General features: G+C 42.2%; 17 protein-coding genes. 6 read left to right on the top strand and 11 right to left on the bottom strand.

The features are described from left to right. The coding region (locus tag WKF69_RS10330) for a carboxypeptidase regulatory-like domain-containing protein (protein ID WP_340381624.1) at positions 1-1,760 on the bottom strand (1,760 nt) is incomplete at its 3' end. A gap of 442 nt (positions 1,761-2,202) precedes the next feature. Between WKF69_RS10330 and WKF69_RS10325 the strand changes: the two genes are divergently transcribed. After that, entirely contained in the window at positions 2,203-2,793 is a 591-nt protein-coding gene (locus WKF69_RS10325) for a TetR/AcrR family transcriptional regulator (protein ID WP_340381623.1), read from the top strand. A gap of 247 nt (positions 2,794-3,040) precedes the next feature. On the opposite strand, the gene kduI is transcribed toward WKF69_RS10325, so the two are convergent. Continuing rightward, positions 3,041-3,871, bottom strand: a complete 831-nt coding sequence (gene kduI, locus WKF69_RS10320; RefSeq protein ID WP_340381622.1) for a 5-dehydro-4-deoxy-D-glucuronate isomerase — start codon at positions 3,869-3,871, stop codon at positions 3,041-3,043. Positions 3,872-4,321: 450 nt separating this feature from the next. Further along, positions 4,322-5,458 carry a DUF4861 family protein gene (locus WKF69_RS10315; protein WP_340381621.1) on the bottom strand — a complete coding sequence of 379 codons (1,137 nt, stop codon included), beginning with the start codon at positions 5,456-5,458 and terminating at the stop codon, positions 4,322-4,324. Between the two features lie 164 nt (positions 5,459-5,622). On the opposite strand from WKF69_RS10315, the gene WKF69_RS10310 reads away from it, so the two are divergent. Further along, positions 5,623-6,807 (top strand): glycoside hydrolase family 88 protein, encoded by a 1,185-nt coding sequence (locus WKF69_RS10310; protein ID WP_340381620.1) that lies wholly within the window; start codon positions 5,623-5,625, stop codon positions 6,805-6,807. A gap of 94 nt (positions 6,808-6,901) precedes the next feature. Here WKF69_RS10310 and WKF69_RS10305 read toward each other — a convergent pair whose 3' ends face one another. After that, positions 6,902-8,452, bottom strand: coding sequence for a M56 family metallopeptidase (locus WKF69_RS10305; protein WP_340381619.1), 1,551 nt, complete (start codon positions 8,450-8,452; stop codon positions 6,902-6,904). Between the two features lies 1 nt (position 8,453). After that, entirely contained in the window at positions 8,454-8,825 is a 372-nt protein-coding gene (locus WKF69_RS10300) for a BlaI/MecI/CopY family transcriptional regulator (protein WP_340381618.1), read from the bottom strand. Between the two features lie 453 nt (positions 8,826-9,278). Between WKF69_RS10300 and WKF69_RS10295 the strand changes: the two genes are divergently transcribed. Both WKF69_RS10295 and WKF69_RS10290 read left to right on the top strand, forming a co-directional pair. Beyond that, positions 9,279-11,081, top strand: a complete 1,803-nt coding sequence (locus WKF69_RS10295; protein WP_340381617.1) for a DNA mismatch repair protein MutS — start codon at positions 9,279-9,281, stop codon at positions 11,079-11,081. A 135-nt stretch (positions 11,082-11,216) separates the two neighbouring features. Beyond that, positions 11,217-12,584: an MFS transporter gene (locus WKF69_RS10290; protein ID WP_340381616.1), complete on the top strand. Its 1,368-nt coding sequence runs from the start codon at positions 11,217-11,219 to the stop codon at positions 12,582-12,584. Between the two features lie 255 nt (positions 12,585-12,839). On the opposite strand, the gene WKF69_RS10285 is transcribed toward WKF69_RS10290, so the two are convergent. The 3 genes from WKF69_RS10285 to WKF69_RS10275 all read right to left on the bottom strand — a co-directional run bounded on the left by WKF69_RS10285 (position 12,840) and on the right by WKF69_RS10275 (position 16,820). Then, on the bottom strand, positions 12,840-13,919 hold the full coding sequence (locus WKF69_RS10285) for a L,D-transpeptidase family protein (RefSeq protein ID WP_340381615.1): 1,080 nt from the start codon (positions 13,917-13,919) through the stop codon (positions 12,840-12,842). A 67-nt stretch (positions 13,920-13,986) separates the two neighbouring features. Then, on the bottom strand, positions 13,987-15,600 hold the full coding sequence (locus WKF69_RS10280; protein WP_340381614.1) for an ATP-binding protein: 1,614 nt from the start codon (positions 15,598-15,600) through the stop codon (positions 13,987-13,989). 554 nt (positions 15,601-16,154) lie between these two features. Continuing rightward, complete coding sequence (locus WKF69_RS10275) at positions 16,155-16,820, bottom strand: response regulator transcription factor (protein WP_340381613.1); 666 nt, start codon at positions 16,818-16,820, stop codon at positions 16,155-16,157. A gap of 226 nt (positions 16,821-17,046) precedes the next feature. Here WKF69_RS10275 and WKF69_RS10270 point away from each other — a divergent pair, with 226 nt between their 5' ends. Further along, positions 17,047-17,955 carry a hypothetical protein gene (locus WKF69_RS10270; RefSeq protein ID WP_340381612.1) on the top strand — a complete coding sequence of 303 codons (909 nt, stop codon included), beginning with the start codon at positions 17,047-17,049 and terminating at the stop codon, positions 17,953-17,955. A 6-nt stretch (positions 17,956-17,961) separates the two neighbouring features. Here WKF69_RS10270 and WKF69_RS10265 read toward each other — a convergent pair whose 3' ends face one another. Continuing rightward, positions 17,962-19,068 (bottom strand): amidohydrolase family protein, encoded by a 1,107-nt coding sequence (locus tag WKF69_RS10265; RefSeq protein ID WP_340381611.1) that lies wholly within the window; start codon positions 19,066-19,068, stop codon positions 17,962-17,964. A gap of 152 nt (positions 19,069-19,220) precedes the next feature. Here WKF69_RS10265 and WKF69_RS10260 point away from each other — a divergent pair, with 152 nt between their 5' ends. Further along, entirely contained in the window at positions 19,221-20,198 is a 978-nt protein-coding gene (locus tag WKF69_RS10260; RefSeq protein ID WP_340381610.1) for a carboxypeptidase-like regulatory domain-containing protein, read from the top strand. 96 nt (positions 20,199-20,294) lie between these two features. On the opposite strand, the gene WKF69_RS10255 is transcribed toward WKF69_RS10260, so the two are convergent. Further along, on the bottom strand, positions 20,295-20,543 hold the full coding sequence (locus WKF69_RS10255) for a hypothetical protein (RefSeq protein ID WP_340381609.1): 249 nt from the start codon (positions 20,541-20,543) through the stop codon (positions 20,295-20,297). A gap of 190 nt (positions 20,544-20,733) precedes the next feature. Next, the coding region (locus tag WKF69_RS10250) for a RagB/SusD family nutrient uptake outer membrane protein (RefSeq protein ID WP_340381608.1) at positions 20,734-20,953 on the bottom strand (220 nt) is incomplete at its 5' end.

Raw genomic sequence — 20,953 nt, 5'->3', positions numbered from 1 at the left:
GGCCGGTAACTAAAGATTGCGCCTGCTTGATTTGATGTCTGGAAAAGATCAAAATTGTTGCTAAACTCTTTGTCAAGAATATCATATTTTCCTGCAATCGACTGGTTAAACGATTTCCGGTCAGAGTTACTTTCCGAGTAATTTAAACCGTAATTAAAGATCACGGAAAAAGTTTTGGATAAAGGTTCCGTATAGGCGAGGTTGGAATTGAAGCCTGAGGTTGTAGTTAAATTTACTTTATACTGATCTATATTTTGAATGCTGTCGAGTTTCCCTGTAGTATTGAAGAACTTGTTACTCGAATTAAGATAACCATCACTGTCATCATCGTTGTATCTCTGCCCGAGAGTCAGCGATAGCGTCCTGCCTTTTTTCTTCAGCTTTTTATTTAACAGCATGGAAGAATTAAACATCCTCTGGTCCCCGGCAGTACTGACAGATCGTGTTCCTCCATTCAATGCCGTTCCATCCCCTCTTAGACTTGACGATAAGTAGGTGCTTTCTGTTGTGTTATTTTTGAGTGTGCCGTCTGCCATGATCTTTAATTCCATGGTTGAATCCAGCTTCACAACATAAGTTGCATCAAGCTTTTGCCTGAACATATAGTTGTCAAAATTTTGCCCGGAATTGCTGTTTATGATCCCGGTTGGCAGATTGTTCTGGTTTAATGTATTAGAAGCGCCCGCAACTCCGATTGCCCCTACTTTATAATTAAGGTTGATGGATTGTTTATCCTGTTTCCATTTGGTATCGTAATGCACGCCGCCACTTTGCGTTAAAGGTCTTCCCTGGCCATTGAAACGCCCGTCATAGGAGTCAAGCTCGTCCCCGCCGGATCCGCCAAAGTAGATATAACCTTCATCACTTACCTGTGCTGAGCTGGAACCGTACTTACCGCTTTCTTCCCAGCCCAGCCCCGTTTTGGCTGTATTACCAATAGTACCGTAAGCAGATAATTTTTTCTTCCCTTTAAAGACATTGAACATCGCCTGGCCCTGATAGAAGTCGTCGTTTCCACCGCCCGCTTCCGCTTTCCCGAAATAGCCACTTTTCTTATCTTCTTTGAGCTTAATATTAATGGTTTTCGTTTTTTCACCATCATCAATTCCGGTAAATGTGGCCTGATCGCTCTTTTTATCATAAACCTGAACTTTATCGACCATATCAGCGCGGATGTTTTTAGTAACTAGTGTTGGGTCATCACCAAAAAACTCTTCGCCGTCTACCAGCACCTTACCTACCTTGGCCCCCTGCGCTGTGATCTTTCCATCCTTATCTATTGACATTCCCGGTATCTGTTTCAGCAGGTCTTCCACCTTTGCATTTGCTTCTGTTTTGAATGCAGCGGCATTGAATTCGGTGGTATCTCCCTTAATCACCATCTCTGCAACAGTACCTTTCACAATTACCTCCTGTAAAAGACGGGCGGTAAGAATCATTCTGATACGGCCTGCATTCAATGAGTTCTTTGCGGCATCCAGGGTGAATCGCTCTACATAATCCGCATAATCCGGATAGGAAACCATAAGGATGAATTTTCCTTCTTTCAGATTATTGAAAGAAAAATTCCCATCTGATCCCGCACGGGTATATTTTACCAAAGTAGAGTCCTTAGCATTTAGGATTACGATTGTCGAATTTATTAAGGGCACACTGGAAACGGTATCGAGTACCGTGCCTTTAACAGAAAATGGATTTTGACCATATGATAAGGTCGCAAAAAGGCAAAGCAGGACGATTGCCAGGAAAGATGTCCTCATGTGAACAGCAGATTAGATTAAAAAATATACCTCAGTTATTTCTGTCTTGGCTCTTTCACGTAAGCAAGGTAACTAATTCTTTAGTTTAAATAGTCACCGGTATCAGGGATTTAATGTTAAAAAGTGTTAAAGATTAACCCGATTTAGTTAAATGATGCTTAAAACATTAAAATTCCATAACGTAAGAGTTTTATTTTATTACCGAAGCAAATAAATTACCTCTATAGAAATCGTGTATTCTCTTTTTCGGGCACTTAACGCATTTTTTGGAGGATGAATAGTATCTGAGATTGGGAGAAGATTTTTTAAAGTTATGAGACCAAAGGGAGCCGCCCGCCGAAGCACAGCTTTGGAGAGAATGTAGTATTAAATTAATTCTCAGGTTAATGCTTCAATTCAACTCCAGTTTGCGTATTTTGCTTATATACTAAGCGGTATGTTCATGACAAAGTCTAACCAAACCCGTTCAGGCATTCTTCAGAAAGCTTTCGACCTGATCTATGTTAAGGGCTATCAGGCCACTAGTATCGATGATATTATTGCTACTACCAAAGTCACCAAAGGAGCCTTTTACTACCATTTTAGCAGTAAGGACCAAATGGGGCTGGCAGTTATCAATGAAATTATCGCTCCGGAAATACATCAGGGATTTATTCAGCCTTTAAAGGGGTCTGAAAAACCCGCAAAGGATATTTATAAAATGATCCGGCACATCCTGTTTGATATGCCTTTCTTCAAAGTTCAAAACGGCTGCCCTCTGGCTAACCTGATACAAGAGATGTCTCCATTGAATCCTGATTTCAGCCTTGCGCTTAATAACGTATCGAATCGGTGCCTTGAAGCTTTAAGGGATTCTTTCAAACATGGACGAAAGGCAGGGAAGATCCGGGCAGGTACAAACGAAGAGGAGGTGGCTTATTTCATCCTTTCAGGATATTGGGGGATCAGAAATATCGGCAAAGCCCAAAATAATGAGAACTGCTATAAGATATATCTGGAGGAGCTGAAACGGTATTTGAAGTCTTTGCAATAATTTGGTTTGCCACGCTTCGCCTGCCTACCGCAGGCAGGCTCGCAATGAAAGTATCTTATTATAAAAAAAGAACTGCATGACGCCTATTTTAACACAGAGGGCGCAGAGTGTTTCGCAGAGATCGCAGGGAAAGAAACAAACCAAACAACGTTAACAAGCTCTTTGTGAAAAAACTTTGCGTTCTCAGCGTGTACTCTGCGTGCTTTGCGTTAAACCTGTTCCCTCATTTCAACGAGAGAGAACTTGGTTACCGAAGCTCTTTAACCTGAACGGGATCCATATCTGCATAGTCCTGATTTTCGCCTGCCATTGCCCAGATAAAACCATAGTTTGATGTGCCGCAGCCTGAGTGTATGGACCATGGGGGAGAGATAATTGCCTGTTCGCTCTGAACTACCAAATGGCGGGTCTCCTGTGGTTGGCCCATATAATGGAACACAACCTGATCTGACGGAAGATCAAAATAGAAATATGCTTCCATTCGCCTGTCGTGAGTATGGGAAGGCATGGTGTTCCATACGCTGCCGGGGTGCAGAAGGGTCAGGCCCATTACTAATTGACAGCTGCGTTTGCCTTGCAGGTAAATGTATTTATATATAGACCGCTCGTTAGCTGTTTCCTTGCTTCCTATGTTAACCGGAGCAGCCTCTTCTCTTTTGATCAAAGCCGACGGATAGGTCTGGTGCGCGGGAGTTGAGAACAGGTAAAATTTTGCAGGTTTATCTTTAGAGATACTTTTAAAAGTTACACTTTTTGTGCCCATCCCAACATATACTGCATCCAGCTTTTTTACTCCAAACGAAACACCGTCCGCAACTACTTCACCATCACCTCCAATATTTATAATCCCAAGTTCCCGTCTTTCCAGAAAATATTCAGATCTCAGGTTATCGAAGTTTGGCAGCTCCAGCACTTTGCTCACAGGAACTACAGAGCCAACTATTGCCCGGTCGTAATGCGAGTAGGTAAAGCTGAACTTATCGTTTTGCATCAGATCCTCAATCAGGAAATTGTTTCTGATCTCTTCGGTATTCATCTTTGCCACTTCCTGTGGGCTGTTTGCGTAACGTTGGTTCATTTTTGTTGGTTGTTTTGCCACGCTGCGCCTGCCTGCGGTAGGCAGGCTCGCAATGACAGAGGTTGCTAGGTTGCTGGTTGCGGCGCCTAAGTTAGGAGTTAATTCTCATTTTACCGGCAATTGTCAACCACTATTGTCCGGTAAAAGATTTCACTTTTCGACCCCGAAGGTGGTCGCATATTTATAGCAATAGAAATTTCCGCTAAATCGACCCCGAAGGTGGTCGCATGTGACAATTTAATACACATACGACCACCTTCGGGGTCGGGAAACCGGATACAAATTTACTATAAACATGTGACCACCTTCGGGGTCAGGCCTGGTTTAATTTTCTAAATGGGGCCCTGGCTTTTCAAAAATTAGGAAATAAACTCCAGAGGAAAGCATAGAACATTTTTGTCGAGTTTTTTTACCGGATACTAGTGATCGTCAACCGCCAATTGTCCATTTCTATTTGATTTTCACAGTCAGAGGGTGATCAATCTTATATTTATAATCCTTTAAATAATTAAACCAATCCTCAGCTGTTGTGATCTTTCCGGCGCGGTTCCAGGCTCCGCCGTTATAATATACAAGCGGAACATTATTTTTGATCGTCATCCGGCTTAGGTAATGCCCATTGGCTTTCTTTACTTCTTTGGGATTGCTGGTCAGGAGGCCGATACCCATAATTCCTTTATCTTTTACTTCAGGCTCCCAGTATCCAACAATTCCATTCCTTGCGTCGAGAAGGACCGGGCTATCCTGAGGGCGTTTTACGATCCCTGCAACGACCTCGGCTTGTTCAGCACCTTTCATTAGATAATTCACCTCAATACGATTGAGCTGTGATCCTGCACTCAGCGAGATGGTTTTTGTAGCGGAGATTTCCATATCGCCGACTTTCCAGCCATCATATCCCAGCCGGAATGTGGAGCGTAAGGGCCCATTATCAAGAACTTTAAAGTGATGGTAATTTTTAGAGAGTATGATGGAATCCTGATAATACGGTGCGATATCGCCGGCTCCCAGTGTTATCCCAACCTGGTAATAATCCATTCCTTCCCCCTTGTCGGTATGGTAGTCGTTTCCCTTATACCATGCATCCAGAACGAGCTTGTCTGTGCGTTTAGACCAGATATCAGTGCCAGTGGCATTATCGCTCGCAGTTTCGAGGGCTTTGCCATACATCCTAAAGGCTATAAGGTCATTTTCCCAGGCGAAGTCATCTTTCCTTTCAGGTACATAACGCGCAAATGTCTTCGGCGCATGTTTTGCAGGCTGCCCCGGTACGATATCCAGCTTAAGAGTCTCTTTAGCTTTGAGCTTCTTTACTTCTATCAATAAATTGACAGGCTTGTCGTAGCCCCTAAATTCCAGTTGATAAGGAACTTCCTTTTTGCTCGCAGCATCGATTACCTTGAATGATGGGTTACTGATTTTTGCTGCAAGACCTGAATATTTTACTTCAACGATCTCATTTTCTCTGGCCATCGACGATGTATTACGGATCTGGATCCTGGCGAGAGCCTTTTGTTGCGCAGATACCGTGAGTGCTGAAAGCACTAGTCCAATACAGAAAAAAATATTGTTGGCGATTCGTTTCATATGTTTAATATCGTAAAATAAATTTATAGTGTGTAAAATACACATGTTACCTTTTTATATCTTTAATTCCCCGGAATGGTTCCGGCCTATGACAAAAATATCATAATATTTACTCAAGAGCGTCCATTATTTACTGTTAATTATCATTTGTTTACTCGGTTTTTATGAAGAATAATAAATATGCCTCCCTGCTTCTGGCTATAATGTTTATGGCCTTTTCCTTGCAGCTTATTGCCCAGCCTAAGATTAATGTTAAGAAGCAGTTTGCCCTCGCGGAAAAGCAGTATGTGGAGATGTTAAAAACGCATCCGGATACTGATAAAACTCCGCAATCGGTGAATCCTGATGGTACTTTGCGGGATATGCCGACTTCCTGGTGGTGCAGCGGTTTCTTCGGCGGCTCTTTATGGCAGCTGTATGAGTATACCAAAAAGCCGCAGTGGAAAGATGCTGCGCACTTATGGACTATGGCCATTCAAAAAGAGCAGTATAATACCAGGACCCATGACCTGGGTTTCATGGTATATATTCCTTTTGGTACCGGTTACAGGCTAACAAAAAACCCTGTGTATAAAAAAATAATGTTAAACGGAGCCGAATCATTATCAACCCGCTTCGATCCGAACAGGGGAGTTATTAAATCATGGAACGACTTTAAGGGGCACAAATATCCGGTGATCATTGATAATCTGATGAACCTGGACTTCCTGTTCTGGGCGACACGCGAAACGGGCAACAAGAAATATTATGATATTGCCACCACCCATGCGAATTCAACTATCAAGAACCATTTCCGCCCGGATAACAGCAGTTATCATGTAGTGCTTTACGACGCTGATGGAAGTGTAGCCGGGCGTAAGACTCATCAGGGCGCCGCTGACGAGTCGGCATGGGCCAGAGGACAAGCATGGTCTTTATATGGCTATACTTCGATTTACCGGGATACAAAGGATAAAATATACCTTGATCAGGCGATTAAGATCGCTGACTTCTTTATAAATCACCCGAATTTGCCGGCCGATAAAGTGCCGTATTGGGATTTTAATGCTCCAAAAATCCCCAACGAAGAACGGGATGCATCGGCTGCTGCTATCGCATCTTCAGGTTTGTTCGAATTAGCGGGATACGTAGACAAGGCACGTAAGAAACAGTACACGGATATTGCAACAAAAATGCTTGAAAGCCTTTCATCGCCGGCTTACCGGGCTAAATTTGGAGAGAACAACAATTTCCTTTTGAAACACTCAACCGGCCATAAGCCAGGGAAGAGTGAGATTGATGTTCCGCTTGTATATGCAGATTACTATTATCTGGAGGCATTGATGAGGTATGCCAAATTGAGGAAGTAGTAAATTGAAAAGTGGAAGTTGAAAACTGAAAACTGAAATTTGTACTCATCAGATGACTTTGAGTCATCCGATGAGTATGTTTCCCCACTTTCAATTATTTTTTCTTTGTAGTGATAACAATCACCCCATCTTTAGCTTTCTCACCATACTTCGTCACTGCTGAAGCGCCTTTGAAAACCTCTACCGATCCGATCGAGGTAACTTGTAAATCATCCAACATTTCTTTAGTGATTTCTTTGCCGTCGAGAAATATCAATTGGTTGGTTATATCACCTAAAGTGATTTTTTGGTTTTGATTTTGAGCATAGCCAACAACAGTGACTTCTTTTAAGCTTTCTGAAGACTTTTCAATGCCTGCTGCTTTAGTGCGAATTTCAACGACTCCATTCTTAGCTTCGGTTCCATATTGCCTGATCGCCCCTTCTCCTTTCAAAACTGTAATCGAGTATATTTGCTCAGATGCAAGGTTACCAAAGCCATTAGTTACCGCTTTTCCATCCACGACGTATAGAGGTTTTTGGGTTACATTTGTATCTATTTCGATCAAACTTCGTTGTCGGGAATTATCGCGATGATATCCGGTTAAGACAACTACGCCATTTACTACTTTGTTAGTGTCTGTTAAAGACTTTTGAAGAGTGACAACTCTAGCATCTGTCGTTACGCTCAAAGTCTTATCCTGAGTAGTAATAGCACCGTTTTCGGGCAGAATATTTCGCGAGATTGCCTGAATGCCGGGGATCTTAACGAAAGTTTCAACAATAGGTTTAGAAAGTTCCCCTTTTGAAATTCCCGTGGCAAGCACCAACAACATGATTGCGGGTAAAAGCAGCATATAGTTGCTCAAATTGATCCTGTTTGAAGGTTTCTTATTAATCATGGCTATTCTCTTTTTAATAGTTAAAAAATGAAAATTGTTAACGGGTATTGAATTCTGCGGCAAGACCTGGATTTTTAACAAGGTGTACTGGTATTCTCTGGAATCTATGCCTGACCGGATTACTTCCTGATCGGTAATGAATTCAAGATTAGCCTTTACGGCTTTTTTCATCAGCCAAACTCCGGGGTTAAACCAGTAAAATATTGTGCTGAGCTCTGCCAGCATCACGTCGAGGGTATGCAGCTGCTTAACGTGTACCTGCTCGTGCTCGAGTATAGTGTGTAACTCGCTGGCATCATGACCTTCCGGATTGAGGTAAATGGTACGCCAGAAAGAAAATGGGTTAACTGCCTTTGAGATCTTCCTGAATTTGAAGTTGCCTAAGGTGGATGGAGATGATCTGATGTGCAGGGCTAAGAGCGATATCAACTGGATCATCAGGCGCAAAGACATGAATATTACTCCTGTCCAGAATATTAGAAGCACGATCTGCCAGTAATTTCCGGCTCCATTCTCCGCCCGGCTTATTACGTAAGTAACGGAGCCCTGCCAATCGGCGTTTAATAAACTGATCTGTTCTTTCAGCTGCTGGTTTCGGTTTAAAATGTTTGACAGGTCGATGAACGGATAAAGTGCAGAGTAGACAAGCCCCACCAGCAGGTAGAACCGGTTAAGTGTATGGAAGGTATAGCGCTGCAGGATGAAGTGGTAACCTGCATAAAATAAAAGCAGCGCGATGTTCACTTTCAACAAATAAACTATCATTTCAGGCATCATGGCTGTTTCCTTTCTCGATCATCTTAATGATCTCTTTTAAATCATCTGCACTTATCTTTTCCTGATTTGCAAAAAATGTAACCAGTTCCTTGTAGGAGTTGCTGAAATAGTCATTCACAAATTCGCCCATGAAAGTCTTTTTGTACTCTTCTTCTTTTATAAGCGGGGTATAAGAGAAAGTATTACCGGTCTTCTCTCCAAGGATGAATTTTTTCCGTTCAAGGTTCTTTACCGTAGAGGCTAACGTAGTGTAAGGAGGCTTTGGTTCCGGTATGATCTCTAAGAATTTTTTTATTGTGCCATTCTGAGAATTCCATACGGCTTGCATTGCTTCTTCCTCATTAGGTGTTAGTTTTTCCATATCTACGAACTTTTCGTAAATGTATTACGAAAAGTTCGTAGATGCAAATAATTAATGAATTATTTTAAGGGGTAGGGTATTATGACTTACGAAGTTTAATCTCCGATTGAAAGAAACTTCGTCAGTCTAATAGGGAAGGAGACTGACGAAGTCATTTGCATATGACTTACGAAGTTTAATTTCCGATTGAAAGAAACTTCGTCAGTCAAATACATGAAAGGAGACTGACGAAGTCATTTGCTGGTCGGAGATAGACTTCGTAAGTCATCTTTCTCCGGATGACGGGTGCCGGGTGACGATTGCGACGAAGTCGCAATCGCCCTCCTCAACTTTAAAAAAGACCTTCGTCATTCCGAACGAAGTGAGGAACCTGCTATGAAGCACCATCTCCCGATCCTAATCTGTAATAATCAATTACCTTTGCCGTCTCAGTAAAGGAGCAACACTTAAGTTATGGAACCCGCTGTCACGAATCAGTATCAAATAAATCTTAATAAATCAAATGGAGGTGTCACGAAATATGAAATTCTGATAAATAGATACTCAGTTCTGCGCTTGGTTACCATCGCAGCCGGGATCTTTTTCTTTTATCAGGCCTTAAAGTTTGAGGCTTCCTGGCTGTCGGTTCTGGTATTTTTTGTCGTCATAGTCTGCTTTTCTCTGCTGGTCAGAAAGCAGAACTCATTTGAAAAAAAGCGCAACTATTTTAGGGATCTGGCCCGAGTTTACAACAATGAAATTGAGAGCATAAACAGACGACAGAATATTTACAGTGATGGTTCAGATTGGGTAGACGATATGCATTCATATACTTCCGACCTCGATATTTTTGGCAAGGGGTCTCTATTCGAGCTATTAAACCGCTGCTCGACCGTCTTGGGGAATGCTAAACTGGCTGGCTGGCTTAAGAAAAGAACTCCGGTTCAGGAACTTCGGGAAAGGCAAAGTGCAGTAGAAGAACTTGCTTCAAAACAAGACTGGAAACATAACCTCCAGGCAGTGCTTCTTTTTTCAAACGGATCTAAAGAAGATCATGTTCAAAACCTTTTTGAGTACATGCGAACCGCAAGGGGAAGCAGTTCAATGATTCTAAGGATTTATATAAAATGGAGCCCCTGGATCTTTTTGCTGTCTGCCATACTCGCCTGGTTTTATCCGGTCTTCATCCTGGTGATCATTTCGATGGGTATAATAAATTTACTGTTAATGCAGGCCTACCTTTCGGCCGTCATGAAGGCGGATAGCCTTATCGGCAAAATGAGTAAAATACTCAATCACTTTTCTGAAGCTATAAGTGCGATAAGGTCAGAAAACTGGGACTCGAAATTATGCGCGGAATTGGCATCTGATTTGAAAACTGATGATCAGGGAAAATTGCCTGAACAGATCAGGCGATTATCAGGCCTTATTAATCAGCTTTCTTTGGGCTTAAGCTCGATCGGTGCGGTTTTAAATTTTATCATGCCATGGAATGTGAGGCAGTTTTTTGCGATTGAAGATTGGAAGAAGTCGAATAAAGTGAATGTAGAGGGGGCGTTCGACGTGATAGCAAATTTTGAAGCTCTGATAAGCTTGAGCAGCGTGAGAAGCAATTACCCGGATTGGACCTTTCCCAAAATCGCCGAAAGTAAGAATTATACCCTCACGGCAAAGTCCATTGGCCATCCTTTAATACCGCCGAACCTCAGAATTGTAAATGATTACTCCCTTACTGATGATCTTAAAATAGACATTATTACCGGCTCGAATATGGCCGGGAAAAGTACGTTTCTTCGGACACTGGGAATTAATACAATACTCGCTCAGTGCGGGGCGCCTGTATGTGCTCAAAAAATGGAGGTCAGCCCAATGCTCGTTTTCAGCTATATGCGGATCAGAGATTCTCTGAATGAAAGCACTTCCACGTTTAAGGCTGAGCTTGATCGTTTACAAAGGCTGCTGGAGATACTGCGAACAGAAGACAAGGTTTATTTCCTTATCGACGAGATGCTGAGAGGGACAAATTCTATGGATAAGTATCTGGGCTCAAAGGCTGTTATTGAAAAGCTGATTGCTCAGAACGCCGTTGGGATCATTGCCACACACGATCTGCAGATTGCTGAGCTGGAAAAGAAATACCCTGACTATATCCGCAACTTCTATTTTGATATAGAAATTGAAGGTGCAGAGATGAAGTTTGATTATAAGCTTAAGGAAGGGGAGTGTAAGACGTTCAACGCCTCACTGCTTTTGAAGAGGCTTGGTATCGACTTTTAGGTCCCTCGCTGCGCCCCGGGGATTAAGAAGCAGCAGACAGGAATACCCGCTCTTCGCATGGAGGAAACTTCGCCGCACTAAAAACAGAAAAAATTTCTAATTTACTTGCTCCTAATTCCTTTAAATACTTACCCCATGAGTGCAGCTGTAACGGAAACCTCTCTCAATCCTGAAAAGAAAAATAATTTAAGGCTTGTGATCATAGCGTCCAGTGTTGGAACGCTGATTGAGTGGTATGATCTGTTCCTGGCAGTGATATTGGCGAGCATCCTTTCGAACCAGTTGTTCCCTGCCGGAGAAAACAAGTTTATAGAGACCCTGGCTATCGTCGCTACAACCTATCTTATCAGACCCTTCGGTTCGCTCCTTTTTGGAAATATCGGAGATAAATCGGGCAGGAAAAACTCTTTTCTAATTTCATTACTGTTGATGGGTGCGGCTACATTCCTGATCGGATGTATCCCCACTTTCAGCCAGGTAGGCTGGCTTGCACCGATTCTGTTTCTTATCCTCCGCCTTTTTCAGGGCCTGGCTATTAGCGGAGAATACTCAGGCGCGGTAATTTATGTTGCGGAAAATGCGCCGGCTAACAAGCGGGGATTCTATACGGGATTTATTCAGACAACGTCTTCCATCGCGCTGATCATGTGTTTGGTAGTTGTTTTTGCCACACGGGGCGTCATGAGCGATGAAAGCTTCAACTCATTTGGATGGCGAATCCCTTTTCTTTTTAGCGCGGTGCTGGTGATGATAAGTTATGCAATCCGTAAGAAGCTGCATGAAAGCCCGGTGTTTGCACAGCTAAAAAAGGAAGGTAAAACCAGCAGCGCCCCTATTAAAGAGACATTCAAATCGAAGAGGACTGTAGGACTTATTCTCGCAGCGATATTTGGGGGAAATGCTGCACAGAGCGCCATCATGCAAACAAATCAGTTCGTTGCCTTATTCTTTCTGCAGCGAACAGTTAAGCTAACAGACACTACCTCGATCTTAATACTTGCAGTCGGAATTCTTTTAGCCGGGCCGCTGTTCCAGGTTTTCGGAGCGTTAAGCGACCGGATCGGGAGGAAGAAAGTTATTCTGGCCGGCCTTTTCCTGGGCTTGTTTATTATTCCCATCACTTTTTATACTTTTCTGGAGCTCGGGAACCCTATGCGTTTAGATACGGTTCAGCATATTGATACGCAAACGACGCTTATCTTCATCGGGCTCATTTTCGTCCTTACAGTAGCAAGCGCCCTGGTATATGGTCCTATGGGGGCCTTTTTGATGGAGCTGTTCCCGACGAAGATCCGTTATACAAGTATGGGCTTTACCTATAATGTAGGGAATGGTGCAATTGGCGGCTCAACACCGGTTATCACCGAGCTGATCCGCTCGTCGGTCGTGATCAGCTTTGCATTTTCACCCTATACAGGCCTTATTTATCCGCTTGCGCTGATAGTAATCGGTATAATTGTGAATATTTTCTTTGTTAAGGAAACGAATATGAATGACCTTTAAAATGTGTGTGTCATGGCGCACGCCCAATGTCATTAAGTTAAGCTACCCCCTGTAATTAAAAATTTGGTTGTCATCCGGCGGACGCCGGGACCTCATATTGACAACGCCAGGAGTGGTGCGGACAAAAAAATATCGGCTCAATTGGTCGTCGGCAATCCGCGCATACACCCACATACGAAAAAGAGCAGATGTTTATCACCTGCTCTTTGCGTTGAATGTCCTTGCCGATAGCGGCGCGATAACCCGAATATGTTGTTATAATCCAGCCTGCCGGTCATCATGCCCGTAGATGTCATCCCGGAAGTTTAATACCCCCGAATTATCTACCCAGGCTGTATAGTAAATTATAGATACAGGAATCTTTTTATCCAGTTTGACCCACTTCTCTGAACCGGAACCCATTGCTCTCAGAATCTCGGTGTCGGACCATTCCTGTTTATCTTTCAACAAGTATTGGGCAAGCTCATAGGGCTGGCTTAAACGAATACAGCCATGGCTAAAAGCGCGTTTTTGCTTATCAAATAGTGTTTTGGCCGGCGTGTCGTGGAAATAAATATTGTATTTATTTGGGAACAGGAATTTGACACTCCCAAGAGCATTATCGGGCCCTGGCTTTTGTCTGATCTTTGGCAGGCCATCTTCTTTTCCTATAATTTCCATATTTTGTCTTTGTAGATAAGAACCGTTCTTATTCATTGCAGGTAAGATCTCATTTTTAACAATGCTGGCAGGTACGTTCCAATAAGGACTGAACACGATCGTTTCCAGTGAATCAGAGAAAACAACTGTAGGATTAGATGTTTTCCCAACAACGATATCCATTGCCAGCACCTCTCTATTATCCTCCATAACATATAATTTGTATTCGGGGATATTTGCGATGATTCTGGTTCCACTGGTACCGACTGTATCCTCTTTGATTCTGTTCATATTAGCGGTCAATTGCTCTATACGCTTTTCAAGAGGCATGTTCAGCGCCTTCATAAATGCAGGGCCAATCGTGCCGTCATCTTCAAGGCCGTGCCTTAGTTGAAAATGTTTAACGGCTTCTTCAAACGGAAGACTAAAAGCATTGCCATCGCGGACACGGCGAAGGTCGCCCAGCAATCTCAACCGTTCCTTAATTAGAGGGATCACGGCAGCCGTGTCCTTCAGTTTAAGAACGTTTCGTCCCGAATATGTAATCTGGGGCCATTTTCCTTTAGCATTAAGTGTCTGGTATTGTTTTAAAGCTTTTTCAAGAAGCTGATATTGTTTGCTGCCCTTGTCCTGTGCGTTACTATAGGTAGAAAACGATACTAGACAAAATATCAAGGCTATGATTCGATTTTGCATTTTTCATGGTTTTGAGTAAATAAACAAAAGTCAAGCCAGTAAAAGGTAGGTGAGAAATAGAAAGAAGCTACTCGGATATCTGATCAGAAAGTTTAATATGAACTGTGGTTCCAGTTCCGGGAATCGAATTGATGTCTATTTTTCCGTTGTACAAACTGACCCTGTTCTTAATACTGCTTAAGCCAGAACCGGAAGTCGAGGCTTCCTGATCAGTGACATTGAAACCATTCCCATTATCTTTTACAATAATTTCGATCAGTTTGTTTTTACGGACCTCAATATTTAGCAGGCTGGCGCCTGAATGTTTCATTACATTGTTGATCAGCTCCTGTATTATGCGGTAAATATTAGTCTCCAGCAGGAGGTCCATTCGGCCGGATACTGCTCCTCTCTTAAAGGAGATCTGGAGGTCTTTTGTTGACAGCCTTCGCACCAACTCTTCGACAGTTGCTACCAGGCCAAAATCGGCAAGTATAGATGGGGCGAGCTCAAAAGAGATGTTTCGGGTTTCTGTTATCGCTTCGTCCAGCAGGCTATTTATGGCGTCAATTTCTTCAGAAGCATTTTTGTCTTTTCCCAACTGGCGAAGCTTCATCTTTATTCCATACAAAAGCTGGCTCACGCTATCGTGTAACACACCGCTAATACGCCTCCGTTCGTTTTCTTCAGTCAATAATGTGGCGGCAGCAATTTTTTTCTGCTGCTCGCTCATAAGACGCTGGGAGTATTTTTCCATTTGCGTCTTTTCAGTGATATCCATTATGATACCCACAAGTCTTTTTCCGGCCTTCTCATCCGGAACTGTATGACCTCTGATCACTATGTAACAATTCTTGTCATCCGAGTTGCCGAAACGGCAAATAACATCGACCTCTTTGTTGCTGTTGATAGATATCCGGAACTTATCCTCAACCTCTTTCCGGTATTGAGGATGAATAAGGCTGATAAAATCGCTGAGTTTCCCTGTAAAACTACCAGCCTTCATGCTACATATGCTGTGGCTGCTTTCGTCGATGAAGAAGGTCATGGTATCAATGTCAAGTTCCCATGTTCCGGCGAGCGAGGCCTTTAAAGAAAGTTCCAGCCGCTCTTTAGTTGCTGCAAGTTCGTGTTTAACACGTTTTCTTTCGGTAATGTCCACCATCGCAATGAAACATTCTGTACGACCATCGATTGTAAACTGCACCGACCCTTGCAAGCGGGTATAACGCGGGAAATGGTCCTTCCCCAAGATTTTTAATTCGCATTGCTGCGTCGTCTTCGACTTAAGCATTTGAACAAAAAACCGGTAATACTCCTCTGAATCCTCGCTGCTGATAAAATTGTGCAGCCGGTTACCCATGACTTTAGATTTATGAGATGATTTTAACAAGTTCAGGCCCGTGGAATTTACATCTTTAATAACTCCGGCGTGATCAAGGATAATGTAGCCAACCGGAGCTTCATCATATATTGCCGAGAAGCGCCCCCGCTGTCTTTCAAGCTCTACGTTAATCAATCGCAGCTCATCATTCTGCATTTCGAGTTCGATCTGATGAACCTGCAGCTCCTGAAATACAGCTTTGAAATCTTTTGCATTGACAAATTGATCGTTGAGGTCAATATCACGTAAAAGTTTTTCCGCAGATGCCCTGAGAGGCGAAAAGGCTGGGTTTTCTTTTTCCCGGGATCGCTTTTTCATTGTTTCTAAAGTTCGTGGATCGTAATCATTGTGAGTAATGTTTCTTTTTTCTGCTCATCAGAAAACGGTTTTGCCGTCATCTCGAATTTCTTGACCTTGCGCTTTTCAGAAGTTTTTTTTTCAGAAGTTTTGTTAATCGGAATAATTTTGATCATGCTGGTTAAATAGACAGGAGCTAGGAACTTCCTAAATAGATATCAGGAGCTAAAATACCGGCAAGATTCGTCAATAGGTCAAGTTAACCCAATAAAAAGGATAATCAGGTATTTATTACCTGTGAGCGAGTATAAAGTCCGTTGTTTTTGCAGCCCTCATTAGTTATCCCGCTCTCGTTAATTAAATCCTACCGTTATGAGCAAAAAATTTTGATCCCCGATGATGACATTGATGTCCTGGAGATGCTTAAAAGAGGTTTTGTAATATGAGAAGTTTGAAGGTGATTACGGCTGCGATGAATTTATCGCTAAACCGTTTGACCTCGCCGACATCATTGATGTGGTAAGAAATTATACAAACGACCGTAAAGCTGCGAGCTGATTGCTTGGCTTACCGAATTAATTTACAATTCCCCTAAGTACTGCATATCTTATCAAGGCAGCGGAATTTCTTGATTGAGTTTTGTCAATCAGGTTCTGGCGATGACCTTCCACCGTGCGTTTGCTTGTAAATATCTTATCGGCAATTTCCTGGTTAGTGTAACCTTCTGCAATAAGAGACAAAATTTCTCTCTCGCGTTTTGAAAGGTCGACTACAGGAAGGTCTTCTGTAATTACATATGAACGACCAAGCTGACGGTCTAATAATTCAATTGATAATTCTGTGCATAAATATCGTTGCCCGTTGTTGAAAATGTGTCTGATACCAAAAAGCAGTTCTTCAGAACTTACATTTTTTAACATGTATCCGTTTGCACCGAACTGGAATGCTTTTAATACGTATTTTTCATGCGAAAGCATGGATAAAACTACCGTTTTTAGATTAGGGTAGGTCTCGAGCAGGCCGGGAATCATATCTATACCGTTTACCCCTGGCATATTGATATCTGTTATGAGTAATATCTCGTTCGCATCAATATCTCCCTTTTTAAACAACTCTAATAATTCACTGCCATTGCATGCCTCTCCAACTATTTCTATATCTTCTTCACTCTCGAGAAGCGACCTTATTCCACTTCTGACTATTTTATGATCTTCTGTTAGTACAATTTTAATCACGGACATTTTATAGATTTATAAAGTAAATGTAACCCAACTGATTTATACGGTTCAAATCCGTATTTATACCTGATTATTTGAATTTAACGAAAAAAATACTGTGTTTATCTTATCAATTTTGCGTTGATTGTAACCAAAAAATTGAGTTTTAAGTTTTAAAGCTTAAGAAAGTGAGAAACCTTAAATCGCACCTCCTATATTGAGACTACCCGAAAAAATAAATTCCGTAGAAATGAAATTGATCTCGATATTGCTAATTCTTGCCAGCCTGATTTCAGCATGTAATATGAAAGATATACATCCAGTCTACGAAAGTTCAAAAGTGCTAAGTAACTACCCTTCCGGATCAACAGTATGTTATCTTGGCGATAGGTTCTTTATCATGGGTGATGATGCGGCTGAAGTCCTGGTTTTAGATGATAGCATGAAGGAGAGGGAGCGTATCCGGATCTTTCCACAAGGAGAGCAAATGCGGTTACCAAAAGACTCTAAGGCTGATGTAGAATCATCTGTGGTGATAGATCATAATGGGAAGCCCTCTGTACTCTTTCTGGGTTCAGGCTCACATTCTCCTTATCGGGATAGCGCGTTTTTGCTGGAGCACGAACTGAAGCAGGTACAACGAATAGATACGAAAACGTTTTTTGATCGCTTGCGGCTTGAAGTAAAAGATCTAAATATAGAAGCTGCCACGATGCTGGATCATGAGCTTCTTTTTGGTCTTAGGGGGAATACAACTTATCCTGATAATTACGTTGTTGTTGCTGATTATACGGGACTGACATTTAAATTCAAACGCAAGGTACTTATTCAGTCGTCGCTGCAAGATGCCGGCATTTCCGGCATGGACTACGATGAAAAGGATGATATCCTGTTTATTACGTTTTCATCTGAAGACACTTCAAACTCCTATGATGATGGACAAATAGGGGAAAGCTACCTGGGTTTTATAGCCAATGCAAAGCAGGCATTGAAGCAGGACAAGCTTATCATTACGGAACTTGTAAAGCTAAGTGAGCTTAGTTTGGAGTTCATAGACCAAAAAATAGAATCTGTGTCACTAACCAAAGAGCCGCGAAAGCTAATGCTGGTCGCGGATGATGATAACGGGAATACGAAAATATTTACGCTTCGCTATTAGTATTTACTATTCCGGGAACTGACTTTTATCTAACCCCGGTATGATTCGTAAGGCATTTTTATAATATACCTTCTTTAGAACCTGGTCGCTCAAGCCCAACCCATACATTTTCCAGTAGGCATGATACTTTTTATGGTATGGAAAATATTCGTCTTCAGTTTCGAGCACCCTGAAATAGGTTGAATACTCAGCCGGTATCCAGCTGTCTTTTCCAAATAATATCCGGTCCTGGTATTTCTCAAAAAACTGCTTTGCCCGCCGGGGCTGACGCCCGAGTTCTGCGATGATAGCGCCAAATTCCACATTAAAGTTTGGATAGGTGTCCAGCAGTTTTCCCAAATGATCAAGATCATTTGCGTACCATCCAAAATGGGCGATTATAAATGTAGTTTTTGCATGTTTTTTAACGAGATTATGCTGTTGCTGAATAAGCTGCTCCCAGGAAAACCCATTAGAAGCACTACGGTTCCTGCCGGGTTGAGTAAGCAGCTCAAGCCAGCGTTCATTATTTGCATCGGGGCTGTCCCAGAATTGCTTAGGATCGGCTGTGTGTATCAACACGGGTATACCCAGCTGCGCACATTTCTGCCATATTGGATCAAGGCGCGCATCATCAACAGCAACCACTTTCCCCGCCTTATCTTTTATGGAAAATCCGAGGCTCTTGAATATTTTCAAACCCTTAGCGCCGGCTTTTACATCATCTTCAAGTTGCCTGACAGCCTTTTGGATCCAGCCTTCTTCGCCTACTCCGTCAAATGATAGGTTAGTGAAAAGTACAAGTCGGTTAGGAGTTGCTTCTGCAACATGTTTAACCGCTGAAGCCAGGTAAGTACCGCCTCTTCCGCTAAGGTTTACCATAACCTTCATATTTAGTTTATCCATCTCTAAAAGGAGGCTGCCCAGATTCTGTGAGGCCATATTATTCTGGTGATTATGAACATCTATAAACGGGAACTTTGCCCTGGTAACTACGTGCTCTGGTACAACCAGAGTGGATGGGGGATTATAGGTCTCGAAATCGATCCGGTTCTTGTCAGTCTGTGCCAGACTGCATTGGCTAAAGCACAGCAAAGCTGCAAAATAGAGGTATTTCTTTTCGAGAATATTCATAATGAATGGTTAATCAAGCATGAATTTAAGATATAGTCTTGTAATACGGCAAAGGGAATGATAAAATTACATTCGTTTCAGCTGCGAAAGAGGTAAATTTGATAAGGATCAACCCTACAAAAAACCGAAATTTGACAATGCTAATGGTGAGATTGTTTACCCTTTTTTTCCTGGTAATATCTTTTGATGTATCTGCACAGCTGATTAAGGGGCAGATATTGATCTATGGTACGGAAGATCCTTTGCCAAATGCGAGTATCTATTACGATGGCAGTTACAAAGGCGGAATATCCGATTCAGCAGGAAATTTTCAACTGGCGCCAATACCCGCGGGCAAGAATCCGATCGTAATAAGCGCCATAGGATATCATTCAACCTCAATTGCAGATTATACCAGCGAAGAATTTATAAAAATATATCTTCAGCCTAAGACTTATGTTCTGGATGCTGTAGTGGTAACTTACGATGGGATGTCCAGAGAGGAAAAGGAGGCCATTTTTAAAACTGAATTTATTGGTGTCTCGGAAAACTCACGACAAACTGAGATCATCAATATAGACGATATTAATCTTGTTTATAATAGAAAACGTCAAACTATCGAGGCTTTTTCGGAAGAGCCAATATTGTTGCACAATAAAGCGCTGGGCTTTAAGATAACATATTACCTGGACCAGTTCCGGCAGTCTCCCGAAAATCTATACTTTTCAGGAAATTATTTTTTCGAACCGGATACTACATTATCGGGCAAGAATCTGAAGAGAGTTGAAAGGAAAAGAAGAGAGGCCTATCTTGGATCAAGAATGCATTTTATACGATCCTTGTACAATGACAGGCTGAGAGAGGACGGATACAACCTGCTCAATTTGTCAAGAGAAAAAGCAGATAATAGCGGGATGGTAGTCTATACAGAATCCGGCCGGAGCTTATTTATAAAGTCGCGGCTTGCGGTTATTTATAAGGGCAATCAAAGGACCACCACATTTCTGGATAAAACGAAGGATTTTACGTTTATAGCTAAGAACGGATTTTATGATCCGGGCGGCATAGTGTGGTCGGGCAGTATGGCCAATCAGCGTATGGGTGATCTTCTTCCATTTGAATATGAAGATTCGAGAAATCGAAAACCATGAGATTCAGCCAGAGCTTCGTGCATCCACGGTGGTCGTTATACCACCCCTGAATGTAAAGCCATCCGGCACCGGGTCTCCGCTCTTATTCCGTGAAAATTAAATATCTATCAATTCCGGAGTAACATAGAGGCCCTCAGCATGCACAACCTGTTTCGCAGATTTCGCGTCAATGTTTTCTGCAACACGAACGATCTTGTCGTCATCGATCGCTATATCCATCACCTCATTGATATTATTCTTAGGGTCAATATCATGACCTCCTTTTATTATTATGCTGTGAGTTTGTGCATTGGCTTTAAACTCGAAGAAAAAAGAAACAAACAGTAACAAGAACAGATTTTTCATTTCAATTCAAATTGTTAATCAGAGTTCAAGATAATTATTTTCCGCCGATGAATCCATGATTGCACGTCTGCATTTAGTGAGTATTGGTAAATCAAAAGGTATAATATGCGATTAAGAACAGAATTTCTGGAAAACAAAAGTGGCATTTGATTTTTCAAATGCCACTTTTGCAGGGAAGATTTAGTAAGAATTAATAGCCTGGATTTTGAGGTAATAGCTTAGGGTTACGCGCAATCTCTGCGGAAGGAACCGGCCATATTGACTTATTATTATCTACGATTCCGAGAACCTGCTGAAGTCTTCCTGTTCTGACGATATCAAACCACTCATGGCCCTCAAAAGATAGCTCCAATCGTCTTTCTTTGTATACAGCGGTGCGGAAATCGGCTAACGTTGGTGGGGTAATAGCG

Origin of the sequence: Daejeonella sp., from assembly GCF_037719425.1 — a bacterium.
Lineage (GTDB): Bacteria > Bacteroidota > Bacteroidia > Sphingobacteriales > Sphingobacteriaceae > Daejeonella.
The sequence above is the reverse complement of the archived record's forward strand: the minus strand, read 5'-3'. Positions and strand labels throughout refer to the sequence as shown.

Bases quoted from the DNA above. Each gene is read 5' to 3' on its own strand.
- WKF69_RS10255 (WP_340381609.1), bottom strand. From the start codon at position 20,543: ATGAAAAATCTGTTCTTGTTACTGTTTGTTTCTTTTTTCTTCGAGTTT.
- WKF69_RS10300 (WP_340381618.1), bottom strand. From the start codon at position 8,825: ATGGAAAAACTAACACCTAATGAGGAAGAAGCAATGCAAGCCGTATGG.
- WKF69_RS10315 (WP_340381621.1), bottom strand. From the start codon at position 5,458: ATGAAACGAATCGCCAACAATATTTTTTTCTGTATTGGACTAGTGCTT.
- WKF69_RS10290 (WP_340381616.1), top strand. From the start codon at position 11,217: ATGAGTGCAGCTGTAACGGAAACCTCTCTCAATCCTGAAAAGAAAAAT.
- WKF69_RS10265 (WP_340381611.1), bottom strand. From the start codon at position 19,068: ATGAATATTCTCGAAAAGAAATACCTCTATTTTGCAGCTTTGCTGTGC.
- WKF69_RS10270 (WP_340381612.1), top strand. From the start codon at position 17,047: ATGAAATTGATCTCGATATTGCTAATTCTTGCCAGCCTGATTTCAGCA.
- WKF69_RS10310 (WP_340381620.1), top strand. From the start codon at position 5,623: ATGAAGAATAATAAATATGCCTCCCTGCTTCTGGCTATAATGTTTATG.
- WKF69_RS10280 (WP_340381614.1), bottom strand. From the start codon at position 15,600: ATGAAAAAGCGATCCCGGGAAAAAGAAAACCCAGCCTTTTCGCCTCTC.
- WKF69_RS10275 (WP_340381613.1), bottom strand. From the start codon at position 16,820: ATGTCCGTGATTAAAATTGTACTAACAGAAGATCATAAAATAGTCAGA.
- kduI (WP_340381622.1), bottom strand. From the start codon at position 3,871: ATGAACCAACGTTACGCAAACAGCCCACAGGAAGTGGCAAAGATGAAT.
- WKF69_RS10295 (WP_340381617.1), top strand. From the start codon at position 9,279: ATGGAACCCGCTGTCACGAATCAGTATCAAATAAATCTTAATAAATCA.
- WKF69_RS10285 (WP_340381615.1), bottom strand. From the start codon at position 13,919: ATGCAAAATCGAATCATAGCCTTGATATTTTGTCTAGTATCGTTTTCT.
- WKF69_RS10325 (WP_340381623.1), top strand. From the start codon at position 2,203: ATGACAAAGTCTAACCAAACCCGTTCAGGCATTCTTCAGAAAGCTTTC.
- WKF69_RS10305 (WP_340381619.1), bottom strand. From the start codon at position 8,452: ATGATAGTTTATTTGTTGAAAGTGAACATCGCGCTGCTTTTATTTTAT.